Origin of the sequence: Algoriphagus sp. PAP.12, from assembly GCF_026652115.1 — a bacterium.
Lineage (GTDB): Bacteria > Bacteroidota > Bacteroidia > Cytophagales > Cyclobacteriaceae > Algoriphagus.
In genome coordinates, this window is record NZ_JAPPSQ010000005.1 from 1 (window position 1) to 13,347 (window position 13,347).

At 39.2% G+C, this 13,347-nt stretch carries 9 protein-coding genes; 4 read left to right on the plus strand and 5 right to left on the minus strand.

Annotation, left to right across the window (positions count from 1 at the left end; genetic code table 11):
* Positions 1-34: 34 nt before the first annotated feature.
* Both O0V13_RS07800 and O0V13_RS07805 read right to left on the minus strand, forming a co-directional pair.
* Positions 35-787 (minus strand): SDR family NAD(P)-dependent oxidoreductase, encoded by a 753-nt coding sequence (locus O0V13_RS07800; RefSeq protein WP_268034415.1) that lies wholly within the window; start codon positions 785-787, stop codon positions 35-37.
* A gap of 203 nt (positions 788-990) precedes the next feature.
* Positions 991-3,465 carry a S9 family peptidase gene (locus O0V13_RS07805; protein WP_268034416.1) on the minus strand — a complete coding sequence of 825 codons (2,475 nt, stop codon included), beginning with the start codon at positions 3,463-3,465 and terminating at the stop codon, positions 991-993.
* A 230-nt stretch (positions 3,466-3,695) separates the two neighbouring features.
* Between O0V13_RS07805 and O0V13_RS07810 the strand changes: the two genes are divergently transcribed.
* The gene (locus O0V13_RS07810) at positions 3,696-4,574 is read left to right on the plus strand and encodes a UDP-2,3-diacylglucosamine diphosphatase (protein ID WP_268034417.1); all 879 of its coding nucleotides are present in this window, start codon (positions 3,696-3,698) and stop codon (positions 4,572-4,574) included.
* Positions 4,571-5,686 carry a glycosyltransferase family protein gene (locus O0V13_RS07815; protein WP_268034418.1) on the plus strand — a complete coding sequence of 372 codons (1,116 nt, stop codon included), beginning with the start codon at positions 4,571-4,573 and terminating at the stop codon, positions 5,684-5,686. Before O0V13_RS07810 ends, O0V13_RS07815 begins: the two co-directional genes overlap by 4 nt.
* A 3-nt stretch (positions 5,687-5,689) precedes the next feature.
* Here O0V13_RS07815 and O0V13_RS07820 read toward each other — a convergent pair whose 3' ends face one another.
* The 3 genes from O0V13_RS07820 to O0V13_RS07830 are packed head-to-tail and all read right to left on the minus strand — an operon-like array spanning position 5,690 to position 9,736.
* Complete coding sequence (locus O0V13_RS07820; RefSeq protein ID WP_268034419.1) at positions 5,690-7,462, minus strand: M56 family metallopeptidase; 1,773 nt, start codon at positions 7,460-7,462, stop codon at positions 5,690-5,692.
* Between the two features lie 31 nt (positions 7,463-7,493).
* The gene (locus O0V13_RS07825) at positions 7,494-9,368 is read right to left on the minus strand and encodes a M56 family metallopeptidase (RefSeq protein WP_268034420.1); all 1,875 of its coding nucleotides are present in this window, start codon (positions 9,366-9,368) and stop codon (positions 7,494-7,496) included.
* Positions 9,368-9,736 carry a BlaI/MecI/CopY family transcriptional regulator gene (locus tag O0V13_RS07830; protein WP_268034421.1) on the minus strand — a complete coding sequence of 123 codons (369 nt, stop codon included), beginning with the start codon at positions 9,734-9,736 and terminating at the stop codon, positions 9,368-9,370. The genes O0V13_RS07825 and O0V13_RS07830 overlap by 1 nt, the downstream gene beginning before the upstream one ends.
* Before the next feature lie 327 nt (positions 9,737-10,063).
* On the opposite strand from O0V13_RS07830, the gene O0V13_RS07835 reads away from it, so the two are divergent.
* A complete protein-coding gene (locus tag O0V13_RS07835; protein WP_268034422.1) occupies positions 10,064-12,739 on the plus strand; it encodes an MGH1-like glycoside hydrolase domain-containing protein in 2,676 nt (891 codons plus the stop codon).
* Positions 12,708-13,316, plus strand: a complete 609-nt coding sequence (locus O0V13_RS07840) for a ribonuclease HII (protein WP_268034423.1) — start codon at positions 12,708-12,710, stop codon at positions 13,314-13,316. Before O0V13_RS07835 ends, O0V13_RS07840 begins: the two co-directional genes overlap by 32 nt.
* Positions 13,317-13,347 lie beyond the last annotated feature (31 nt).

A 13,347-nucleotide genomic window follows, 5' to 3' on the forward strand; every position in this document is an offset into this window, starting at 1 on the left:
ATCCTGGGGTCTTTTTTGTTTCACTATGCTGAAATTAGACAGCGGTATATCCTCCATCAGCGATGAAATAAGATCCTGTTGTAAAGGATGATTTATCTGAGGCTAAGAAAACTACCAAATCTGCGATTTCTTCTGGAGTACCCAGACGATTCATACTAGACTTACCTGCAATCATCTTTTTCATATCATCGTCGAGATTTGCATCTAGAAGCGGAGTAGCAATGTACCCAGGTCCCACAGCGTTACAACGAACACCCAACTGACCATACTCGGCAGCAATATTTTTGGTTAATCCGACAACACCGTGTTTGGATGCTGTATAAGCAGGACTCATAGGTGCGGCAACTGTTCCGTGTATAGAAGCAATATTAATAATACTTCCTCCTCCGTTCTTCACCATTTGCTCCAACTGATAGCGGCAAGCGTAGAAAACGCCATTTAAATTCAGCCCGATTACTTTATCCCAGGCATTCACATCATATTCTCCAGTCAAAGCTGCTGGCCCACCGATTCCGGCATTATTACATGCGACATCTAGTCTTCCGTAGGCTTTCACGATTTCCTCTACTACTCTTTTATTATCCTCTGCGCTAGAGGAATCAGCTTTGATAAAAATAGCTTCTCCTCCATCTTTTTTAATGGAATCAACGACTGCTTGACCGTGGTCGGAATTAATATCAGATACCACAACTTTTGCTCCTTCTTTAGCATATGCTTTTGCAATAGCTTCTCCGATTCCTGAGCCTCCACCTGAAATATAGGCCACCTTATTTTCTAACAATGACATAGTTTTAATTGATTGGTTATTATGATTAGAAAACATCCCGAGGCTCATTTCGGTTCTCAAAAAGTCCCTTTTAAACCCAAAAAATCCATGACATTTCTCACCTTTTGAAAGAACGATTTTAGAGTAGCGTATAACAACAAATCTTCCAGTCAAATAGCGTAAAAAAGCCCGATTCTGAATAAAATCGGGCTGTTGAAAATCATTTATTTAGTCAAGGGTTTATCCCTCTGCATTTCTACCATATCAACTGGTGGAGGTGTATTGTCTCCCAATAGATGCTGCACAAAATAGTCTCCCATTCTCCAGAAGAAATACTCTGTCATATTACCATAACCGTGTCTCTGTCCCGGTAACATCACAAAATCAAATCTCTTTCCAGCTTTGATCAATGCCTCTGCCATACGAATGGTATTAGCTGGGTGAACGTTGTTATCAACACCACCTGTAGAAAGCATCAGTCTTCCCTTCAAGTTTTTCGCTAGGTCAGGATTCTTTTCAATCTGATAAACAAAGGTTGTATCACCTTTAGGTGAAATCTGTTCTTTCACACCATGGTGCTTCTCTGACCACCATCTGTTGTAGATGTTGTTTTCGTGATTTCCTGCTGATGAAACTGCCACTTTGAACACATCAGGATAAACCAACATAGCTGCAGTGGACATAAATCCACCTCCTGAGTGACCATGGATTCCCACCTTGTTTCTATCGATGTAATCGTATTTATCAGCCAATTGCTCAATGGCAGCCTTTTTATCAGCCAATCCATAATCTCTCAAGTCTCCATAGCCATAATTGTGATACCACTTGGATCGAGCCGGATGGCCTCCTCTGTTCCCAAGTGTGATTACTACGAAGCCGAACTGTGCCAAACGGTCAGTTCTGTCCAATCTGCTGCCAAAAGCCTTGTTCACAGCTTCGGTTTGCGGACCTGGATAAACATACTCAATGATTGGATATTTTCTTGTTGAGTCAAAGTCAAAAGGCTTGTAGATCACTCCATACAAATCAGTGATCCCATCATCAGCTTTGAATTTGAATGGCTCTGGGAATTGATAGCCTGCTGCAAAAAGTTGGCTCAAATCGGTGGTTTCCAAATCCATTACTTTGTTGCCACTTCTGTCTTTCAAAATAGAAACTGGTGTGGTATTTACTCTAGAATAGGTATCTACAAAATAACTTGCATTGTCATTGATGCTGATATCGTGAGTAAAATCCCCCGAATTCAGCAGGCTTACAGCCCCCCCATCCAAACTAACAGAATACAAGTGCTCGTAATACGGATCTTCTCCTTTTTCCCTTCCGTTGGCTACGAAATAGACTTTCCTGTTTTTCTCATCCACTCGAGCAGTTCCACTGACATGATAAGGTCCTGAGGTCAATTGACGCTTCATCGAGCCATCTTTTCCGTAAAGGTAAAGGTGAGCCCATCCATCTCTTTCAGACCACCAGATCATATCATTCCCCACCAATTCCAATTTGTCAAAATCGATATAGGTATTGCTTCTTTCCTCGATCAAAATCTCCTTTTCATTCGTAACTAGATTCCATCTTACCACATCTACTTTTTTCAAATCCCTGGATGTCAAAGCAAAATAAAACTCGTCCAAATCTCCCAACCAAGTAGCCGGTCTGAAGTCATCATCTCTTGTATTGGCAGCAGGAGTTGTTGACCAAAGAGATATCGTCTGATCTTTGAAAGTTGAAACTGGAAGCTTGTTCAGTTCCATAGATTCGAATGAAAAATGAAGCAATTCTGATTGAGGTTGCTCTTTTTCTCCCGGCATGGCGTATTTGTAAGTCTCCAAAGTAGGTCTTGGATCCCTTGTATTGTGAATTACCCAAAGGTCCTTCACCTCTCTTGAATCAGATCTTGTCATGACAAACTGCTTGGAATCTGTACTCCAAAGAACCCCGACTCTCTTTCTATCATCTTTTTTCTTCTCCTCTTCCACATTATCATCTCCGCGGCCTCCCCAGCCATATTCATAATCCTTTTCCCCATCTGTTGTCAATTGATTTTCAACGATAGTGGAATCTTTTTCATCTTTGACAGCCTTCAAGAAATTCTCTTTATCCATCCAATACAAATTGTAGTTTTTGCCATAAACTACCTTAGAGGAATCAGGTGAAATATTAGCCCAAGAAAGACGCTTTGGGTCCTTTTCAGTTTCAATCTCAGTCAAAGTCTGAGTTGAGATAGTATAGAGAAATGTATGGACTTTTTTCTCCAAAGAGTCTTTCGCATTTTTGTTTTTAGCCTTTATTTCATCCCAATCAGATTTCAGGACATCAGCCGTAGATTTCACTTTGAATCGAATGGTATTTTCATCATCCATGAGTTTCAAATCATCCAATTTCAAATGCTGACCATCATAAGGATCCTTGACAGCCTTGGTGATTTCGGCAGCAAGTTTATCTCTATCAAAAAGCTCAGTTTTTGATTTTCTAATAGGGTCTACCACATACCAGTTTTTGCCTTCACTCGTCTCATATTCATACCAAAATCGGTCTGATTTCTTCATCCAATGGGGATTTACGGAAGTAGAAAACACCATTTTCTCCATTTTTTCAGGTGAAAATCGTGCCGCCAATTCATAGTTCCCCTTGTAAACTGGTTCCTGTGAATAGGCAGAAAAAGCCAGAACAAAGAACCCGGAAAGGAGTAAAATTTTTCGCATAGTTTATTGAGTTGATATTCTAAGCGAAACTAAAAAACGAGGCTTAATGACGCTTTACCGCTTGAATAATACCCGGTGAATTTCAATCATTTCCACAACAGGATATTTCACATCTACTTAACCTATCCTTCATCTACACCAAAGATTATTTCGAAATCATGACAATCACTTAACAAACTAAACATCATGGTTTTATATTGAGGATATACCTTTCGATTAAAACCAACAGAGTGAAGACACATTTCAAAACTATCATCATCTCAGATGTCCATTTGGGCACAAAAGGTTCGAAAGCCAAAGAAATTGCCCGCTTCCTAAAACAGTATCGATGTGAAAACCTCATTCTCAATGGGGACATCATAGACGGTTGGCAACTTAAAAAATCAGGTAGCTGGAAAAGAAAACACACTCGCTTTTTCAATCGGATCATCAAAATGATAGAAAACCACAAAACAAACGTGGTCTATTTGAGAGGGAATCATGATGACTTTTTAGATCAAATACTCCCACTTCAGATTGGAAATCTATCCATCCAAACCGACATGATTTATGAAAGTCATGGCAAAAAATACTTCATCACTCACGGTGATGTTTTTGACAGCATCACCACAAACCTAAGATGGATAGCCTACATAGGAGATGTTGGATACACCTTTTTGCTGTGGCTCAACAGGGTAGTCAATCACTACAGATTCAAGAGGGGATTACCTTACTTTTCTCTTTCCCAGTATGTCAAAGGCAAGGTAAAATCTGCCGTTTCCTACATCGATCAGTATGAGGAAGAACTGGCGAAAATGGCAAAAGCAAAAGGCTGCGACGGAATCATCTGCGGACATATTCATAAAGCAGAAAATCGCTATATCGATGGAATCCATTACCTCAATTCCGGGGATTGGGTAGAGACCATGTCTGCATTGGCTGAAGATGAAAAAGGAAACTGGCAATTGATCTATTATAATGAAATAGATTTCAAAAGTTCTGAAAATCTGCACATTTCATCCTTTTTCGAAGGAGAGAACGAGAAAAATTCCGATATTATTCCGTTGAAACAGGTTTCTTTTGATCGGAACAATGACGATCAAATCGAACCACCAGCTTTTAGATCATGAAATTTTTATTTTTAGTTCAGGGGGAAGGAAGAGGGCACATGACCCAAGCAATTTCCTTTGCAAAATTAGTCCGGACTCAAGGTCACACTGTCTGTGGAGTTGTTTTGGGAAAAAGTAAGAGACGTGCGATTCCTGACTTTTTCAAAAGGGAAATCTCCGCTCCCATCCATTGGATACCGAGTCCAAACTTTGTCTGTGACAAAAATGAAAAACGAATCAGCCTGAGCAAAACCATCACCAAAAATTTGATTCAAACGCCAAAATACCTTCTAAGCCTTTGGCAAATCCACCAAGTCGTACAAAACCACCAACCTGACATTATTGTCAATTTTTACGACCAATTGGGAGGACTTTACAATTTGATTTTTAGACCCAAAGCTGAATATTGGGTCATTGGACATCAATATTTGGTCAACCATTCTGAATTCCTTTTTCCAGAAGGGAAATCATTGGAAAAGTCTCTTTTTAAACTCAATACTCAAATCACTTCTCTTGGTGCAAAAACCCAATTGGCATTGTCATTTGAGAGATTAAAATCCGAAGGAAAAACCCAGGTAGTTCCTCCACTATTGAGGCCTGAGATCAATTTCCTCGAGCCTACATCCGGAGATTTTTTACTGACCTACATGGTCAATCCAGGATACGCAGAAGATGTCATCGAGTATGCAAAACAGGTTCCTGATCAAGGAATCAAGGTTTATTGGGATAAAAAAGATGCTGCTGAAACTGTTCAGGCACTTCCCAATCTAACATTCCATCAAGTCAATGATAAAAGTTTTCTCCAAGACATGGCAACTTGCAAGAGTCTGGTCTGTACGGCTGGATTTGAATCGGTGTGCGAGGCCATGTATTTGGGGAAACAACTTATGGTGATCCCTGTGGAAGGCCAATATGAGCAAGCATGCAATGCTTTGGAGATCCAACATAGAAAAATCGGAATCACATCATCTTGCTTTGATTTTAGTCTTTTGGAAAATAAGGCTATGGAGCAAACAAAAACTCCCCAGGAATTTATCCAATGGCAAAATTCCTGGGGAGAAATACTTCAAAATCTATTAACCAAAGAGCAAACTTCTTGGGAGACCTCCTCTCCAGCTTTGGAAATTGGCTAAGATTTAACAGCCATTTGCGGCTCTCTCCTCTGGGGTAAGTTCTGAAGGAAGCTTAAACATTTCCACTCCATTTCTGGTGATCTTCACATAAGGTTCCGAAGGTAAAGTAGGACGAGTCACTCTCCTCTTTGCCAAATAATCTAAGGACATATAGGAATTCATGACTTGATCATAAAGATCTTTGATATCAGCTTGCTGATTTTCACTTTTGAAAATAAAATGCTGCTTTTCATTTCTTTTCAATTCATAAGAATAGAACAATTCATTATATGCCTCCAATAAGGTTTCATCTGCCATTCCTTCGTGAGGAGGGGGAGCCGGAAGTGTTGCTTTTTCCTCTGCAGTCAAATCTCCTGGTTCTTTGAAATACACCTCTCCATCCTTTTCCAATCGAATAAATGGATCATATGGATGTTTGGGCCTTTGAGTCTTACTCTGTAAATCCATTGGAAGTCTGAAATACTTTCCCCCCAAATCCAAGAACTCATTTAAAATTTCTTTTTGTTCATCAGCAGATCTTTGGATATAGTGAACTCCGGTTGCTAATCTTTCTTTATAAACCTGAAGTCCATTCAAGTATTCAGTTAGATCATTCATTCGTTCATTGGATGGTGGCCAAATCCCAGAATTGCTAACATATTTGATTTTTCGCACATCTAGCTCTCTTAATTTTGTCTGAAAATCAGCCAATTGCCCCATCGGAACTCCCGGATCTACAGAAAGGTTTATCACCACAGTATTATCAGAGTCTTTTAAGAGATCTTTTAAATCAGATATTGCATAAACTTTCCCTTCATACTTAATTCCACCACCTATGTTCAGATGAAAATCAAGCTCCTCTGAATTTTCATTGGACTTTGACTCTGTTTCTGAATCTTTCTCAACCTCAACGCTTTTCTTCTCACTAAATCCATAAATCACCATACCCAAAACTGGCACTAGAACTAGTAGCTTGATCGCTTGGATAGTTGGTTTTGTATTCTTTTTCATCATTTCTAGTCGTTTTTTAGTTAAGGAAAAATTCAAATTGCTCACCAAAGAATTCTGGGATTGAAAGGTGGCATACCGAAGTAATTCACTTTGATATTGATGGAGGGGCCATTTCTTCAGGGCCGATTGATCTGCAATAAATTCGTGATTGAGCATAATACTCTGTTTGGCCCAATACAATCCTGGATGGAACCAAAACGGGATCATCAATAGCTCTATAAATAAAATATCCCAGCTATGTTTCCCTTTCACATGCGCCAATTCATGTTCAATTACCGAATCGGAAATCTCCTCATTTTCAAACTCCTCCCTCGTAACAAAAATGTATTGAAAGAATGTATAAGGAATGACTTTCTGAGAAAGTAGAACCAAGGTTTGACCACGATAGGTCACCTTGAGATTCCTCCTTACCTGATCATAAAGGATACTTATGTTTTTGATAAACCGTATCAAAAACACCAATGAAATCAAGCCGTAAAGGGTCCAAACTAGAGTTTCCCACGGAAATTCTGATTGGCTTTCTATGTAAGTTGTTTCAAGGTTTGATTCTGTTTCAATAGTTGGGATAAAATTCTCTTCAAAATCAAATGATTCCTCCAGGACAGGAACCTGCCTTTCCACCAAAACCACATTTTCAATAGTATTTAAGGGGATCAAAAAGGAAAATAGCACTGCTCCCAACAGAAAAAATCTGTTGAATTGGTAAAATACTTCTCGTTGTAACAAAAGTCGGTGAATAGCCAAGAAGACCATCAGACAAATCACAGATTTCAATAAATATTCCATCAGATTATACTTTAAACTTTCACATTCAACCTTAAGAATTTCCCTGAGGTGGAATTGGTTTTTTAACTCTTTTTTGCCAGCCAGAATTGGAAGAGAAATATTTTTCTTTCAGCTGCTGATACATTTCATTTAATTCTCTCTTCTCCTGATCTGATTTTGAAGCATATGTTACTCCATCATCACGTAGCTTTTCATACTTTGCTAATACCTGCAAATACTTGGTAGTTGGGTCAGGGAAATTTTGAATATCCTTATGCCAAGTGCCACCTCGAGCAGTCAGCGTAATCGTATCATTTGAAGTCAAAGGCTTAAACATCTCTGCATCTGGCCCATAAATTTTCAAATAATACTCTTTCTTATAGAGATGCACTTGATGTTCTTGAGGGAATCTCTTTGATCTTGCATTGGGGTAAACAAAAGAATCGAAGAAATGGTAAAAATCAGCTGATGTGTATTGGTCCAATTCGGAATTAGGCATCACTTTTCCATCAATCCATATTGCATACGCATCCTTGTTCTTGAATTTTTCGAATTGCTCAGAAGAAGGTGATTTTGCCATGTCTCCATTAAATTTAGGCCTCATCAATCTCATCTTTTGCTTTTCAGTCAATTCAGAATAGCTCTTAGGTGTATAATTCATCAAACTATCCTCTATTACAAAATAGGCATTTCTAAAAAAATCCTCATCTGAACCTGCGTGGCCTTTTCTCTGAGCAATGGCTTTCTGCTCTTCTCCTCTAGCTTGATGTGAATTAACCTCTACATAATTGATTTTCTTGATATCCAACCCTTCCAAAACAGCCTGAAACTTGTGAATATCTGCCGAAGAAACACCTCTCTCAACAATTAGATTGACGGATTTAAAGTCATTTTTCTCTCCTAACACATTTGCTAATTCATCAATAGGGTGAACCAAACCATCGAAATCAAAGGATGAATTGCCATGAATAACAAAAAGAGGATCATTATGATCGTTTGACGATGCTGTTGCACTTTCAATAGGCAAATAGTCTTCTTTGATTATTTTCTTCTCACTAAATCCATAAATGACCATTCCCAATACAGGAAGTAGAACTAGTAACTTGATCACTTGGATAGTTGGTTTAGTTTTCTTTTTCATCATTTCTAGTCGTTTTTTGGTTAAAGAAAAATTCAAATTGCTCACCAAAGAATTCTGGGATTGGAAGGTGGCATACCGAAGTAGTTCACTTTGATATTGATGGAGGGGCCAATTCTTCAGCGCTGATTGATCTGCTATAAATTCATGATTGAGTGTGACACTCTGTTTAGCCCAATACAATCCCGGATGAAACCAAAATGGGATTAGCAGTAACTCAATTAATAAAATATCCCAACTGTGTTTTCCTTCAACATGGGCCAATTCATGCTCAAAAACCGAATCAGAAAGCTCATTTCGCTCAAATTCATCCTGGTTGACAAAAATGTACTTGAAAAAGGTAAATGGAAGTACTTGTTGAGACATCAAGACCAGAATTTGCCCCTTATAAGTCACCTTCAGATTCCGTCTTACATGATCATAAAGAATACTTATGTTCTTGATAAACCGAATCAAAAAAACCAATGAAATCATGCCGTAAAGGGTCCAAACTAGTGTTTCCCATGGGAATTCTGATTGACTTTCTAGGTAGGTAGTATCAAGGTTTGATTCTGTTTCAATAGTTGGGATAAAATTCTCTTTGAATTCAAATGATTCCTTCAGGACAGGAACTTCTCTTTCCACCAATTCGACCTTCTCAATGGTATTTAAAGGGATCAAAAAGGAAAATAGAACAGCTCCCAACAGATAAAATCTGTTGAATTGATAAAAAACCTCTCGCTGCAACAAAAGCCGGTGAATGGCCAAGAAGACCATCAGACAGAGTATGGATTTCAACAGATATTCCATCAGCTTTTTTGGTCTAGCTTCTCTTCAATCAACGATTTCAACTCTTCCAATTCCTCTTTTGTCAAATCAGTTTTTTTTGTAAAAAAAGATGCAAACTGGCTCGGAGAATCATTAAAAAAGTTCTTGATCAATCCATTGATATGTTTTGAAAAATAACTCTCCTTACTGATCAATGGAAAATACTGTCTCATATTCCCAACTGTATTATAAGCAACGAATTGTTTGTCCTGCATTCTTTTCAACAAGGTTGAGATCGTAGTTGCTGCAGGCTTTGGGTCTGGATACATTTCAAGCAGCTCTTTTTGAAATGCTTTCTTGAGAACCCAAAGGTGATTCATCAATTCTTCCTCAGTTTTAGATAGTTTCATGATTACAAATTACTTTCTACAAATGTAGAATAGAAAAGCAATTCTACAAGTGTAGAATGAAAATTTTAACATTTTTTAGAGAATTTGATTTTTGAGGAAAATTGAAATCCTATGCAACAATTCATGAATTTCCGCCTTAGAGAACTACTTACTTCGTAGAATATGTACTTTTACATTCCATTTTTCCAAAAATCCTTTATCAATTTGACCTAGTTCAAAAAATTGGTGAATTCGACCATATTCAGCGATTTACGAAAGAGAAGTCCTAATTTTGATCTTTAAGCAACGAAAACTTATATTTTCGAGACTGCTCAAATCAGAACCTACATGTTAGCTGAATATATACGATTACAAGAGGACCGCGATTTCACCAAACATTGGAAAAAATGGGGACCTTATTTAACTGAAAGACAATGGGGTACTGTCAGGGAAGACTATAGTCCTGATGGTGCTGCATGGGAAAATGTCACCCACGATGACGCCAGAAGTAAAGCTTATAGATGGGGTGAGGAAGGTATCGGGGGAATCTCAGATTACAAGCAAAAGCTTTGCCTTGCATGGGCTTTTTGGAATGGAAAAGACCCTTTTATCAAGGAAAGACTCTTTGGATTAACTGGAAATCAGGGAAATCATGGAGAAGATGTAAAGGAAATCTATTACTACCTAGACTCCACTCCTACTCATTCCTACATGAAGATGCTTTATAAGTATCCTCAAGCGGAATATCCTTATGGTCAATTAGTCAATGAAAATGGGAGAAGAAGTAAAACTGATCGAGAATACGAACTGATAGATACTGGGGTATTTGATGATGATCGCTACTTTGACATTTTCATAGAATATGCAAAGCATGATGCAGAGGATATTATTGCCAAAGTAACTATCCACAATAGAGGCCCGGAAACTGCTCCGCTATGGGTTATGCCGACTTTATGGTTTCGAAAAACCTGGTTCACCGGTCACGAACCCTTTCTTCCCAAACTCAGCTTGGTTCGATCCAATCAAGTAAAGGCATTCAATCCTAAATCGGGAAATTATTCTATCACATTTGATGGCGCTCCAGACATCCGCTTTTGTGACAATGAAACAAATAGAGAGCGCTTATATGGGATTCCAAATGAGAAAAATTTCCTGAAAGACGGAATCAATGATTTTGTGGTCCATGGAGATGATTCCAAACTTAACCCAGCATTTACTGGCACCAAGGCTGCGGCTATTTATAAACTCGATATCAAACCAGGTGAGAAAGCAGAAATAGTATTGAGGCTACAGCACCAATTGGAAGACCATCCCCTGGAAATCTGTAACCATTGCTTACAACAAAGAGAAAAAGAGGCTGATGAATTCTATAATCAACTTCAGGAGAGAGTAACAGACCCCGATCTAAAATCAATCCAACGCCAAGCCTATGCAGGCATGATGTGGTCGAAGCAGTTCTATTACTACGATGTGGAAAGATGGCTTGAAGGAGATCCTGGCCGCTACAGCCCCCCAAAAGAGCGGAAACAAGGGCGAAATCATGATTGGAGACACCTTCAGAATTATGACATCATTTCCATGCCGGATAAATGGGAATACCCTTGGTACGCTGCATGGGATTTGGCATTTCACTGTATTCCAATTTCAAGGGTTGATCCTGAATTTGCCAAAGACCAACTTCAGCTTCTCCTGAATGAGTGGTACATGCATCCAAATGGACAAATTCCAGCATATGAATGGAATTTTTCGGATGTAAACCCTCCCGTCCATGCTTACGCGGTTCAACGGGTTTATCAGATTGATAAAAAAGCAAATGGCGGAAAAGGTGATCAGGAATTCCTGGAAAGAGCCATGCATAAATTGATGTTGAACTTCACCTGGTGGGTCAATCAAAAGGACTCCGATGGAAAAAACATCTTTGAAGGTGGCTTCCTGGGATTGGATAATATTTCCTTGTTTGACCGAAGTCATGCTCAATATTACCAAGGGAAATTGGAGCAAGCTGATGCGACTTCTTGGATGGCGATGTTCTGCTTGAATATGCTCCGGATTTCATTGGATCTCTGTGAATTCAACAAAGTCTATCAATTCACAGCTACGAAGTTTTTAGAGCATTTCTTATATATCGCAGGAGCGATGAATAACATATCTGCCGAGCAAATATCCCTTTGGGATGATGAGGACAACTTTTTCTATGACATTTTCCACGTTCCGGGAAAAGAGCCAAAGAAAATGAAAGTTAGATCCATTGTTGGGTTGATCCCGCTATTTGCAGTCGAGCCGATCCGTGAGGAGCTTTTTGATCAGCTACCAGAATTCAAAAAGCGATTGGATTTCTTTCTGCGTGAAAAGCCCAAATTGGCAGCTTTGGTTTCCAGTTGGATACAACCTGGATATGAGAAAAGAAGGTTATTTTCTTTGCTTAGAGGTCATCGAATGAAGAAAGTATTGCAAAAAATGCTGGACTCTGATGAATTTTTGAGTGACTATGGGATCAGGTCGCTTTCAAAATACTATGAAAGCAGACCCTATACGATGAAAATCAATGGAGATACGTTCTCCATCAAATATACACCTGGCGAATCCGACACCCGAATGTTTGGAGGTAACTCCAACTGGAGAGGACCTATCTGGTTCCCGATTAATTATTTAATTATCGAGTCGCTGAAAAAGTTTGACTTTTACTACGGTGGAGATTTCAGCATCGAATACCCAACAGGTTCGGGCAATTTTATGACCATGGATGTAATAGCTAAAGAGCTTTCCTTACGTTGTATCAGGATTTTCATGCGTGATGAAAATGGAAATCGACCTTTCAATGGTACCAACGAAAAATTCCAAACAGACCCTCATTTCAAGGATTACATTTTGTTTTATGAGTATTTCCAAGGGGATACTGGAGAGGGTTTAGGAGCCTCTCATCAGACAGGTTGGACCGGACTAGTTGCCGAAATGATCCATAAATTCTACAAAGAGAGAAAACCCCATCCATATGCAAACTCTACTACCCTATTTAGAAGCTAACCGACTTGAAGCCGGTTGCGATGAGGTTGGCCGTGGATGTCTGGCAGGGCCTGTTGTAGCTGCCGCGGTGATTTTACCTCAGGATTATTCCAATCCCTGGATTAATGACTCCAAAAAGCTAAAAAAATCCCAGCGAGAAGAATTGGTGGATGAAATCAAAAACTCAGCGATAGCCTGGGCCATTGCAGAGGCTACAGTTGAGGAAATTGATCAAATCAATATCCTCAACGCTTCCTTCTTGGCAATGAAAAGAGCCGTTCAGCAATTAAAAGTGGAACCTGAACACCTGCTAATAGATGGAAATCGGTGGAAATCGGACCTCAACTACCCTTATACCTGTGTCATCAAAGGTGATGGGAAATTTGCCAGCATTGCTTCGGCCTCTATCCTTGCCAAAGTTTACAGAGACAACTTTATGGAGGGTTTAGCTTTGGATTTCCCTCATTATGGCTGGGAAACCAATGCTGGTTATCCTACCAAAATCCATCGGGCAGGGATTGAAAATTTCGGAAAAACAATCTGGCATCGAACGAGTTTTCAATTACTCCCAAAACAAATGATGCTGGAACTAAAATAAAAGCCAACTTTCTCAAGTTGGCTTTTTCACT

Bases quoted from the DNA above. Each gene is read 5' to 3' on its own strand.
- O0V13_RS07825 (WP_268034420.1), bottom strand. From the start codon at position 9,368: ATGGAATATCTGTTGAAATCCATACTCTGTCTGATGGTCTTCTTGGCC.
- O0V13_RS07840 (WP_268034423.1), top strand. From the start codon at position 12,708: ATGCAAACTCTACTACCCTATTTAGAAGCTAACCGACTTGAAGCCGGT.
- O0V13_RS07805 (WP_268034416.1), bottom strand. From the start codon at position 3,465: ATGCGAAAAATTTTACTCCTTTCCGGGTTCTTTGTTCTGGCTTTTTCT.
- O0V13_RS07820 (WP_268034419.1), bottom strand. From the start codon at position 7,462: ATGGAATATTTATTGAAATCTGTGATTTGTCTGATGGTCTTCTTGGCT.
- O0V13_RS07830 (WP_268034421.1), bottom strand. From the start codon at position 9,736: ATGAAACTATCTAAAACTGAGGAAGAATTGATGAATCACCTTTGGGTT.
- O0V13_RS07800 (WP_268034415.1), bottom strand. From the start codon at position 787: ATGTCATTGTTAGAAAATAAGGTGGCCTATATTTCAGGTGGAGGCTCA.
- O0V13_RS07835 (WP_268034422.1), top strand. From the start codon at position 10,064: ATGTTAGCTGAATATATACGATTACAAGAGGACCGCGATTTCACCAAA.
- O0V13_RS07815 (WP_268034418.1), top strand. From the start codon at position 4,571: ATGAAATTTTTATTTTTAGTTCAGGGGGAAGGAAGAGGGCACATGACC.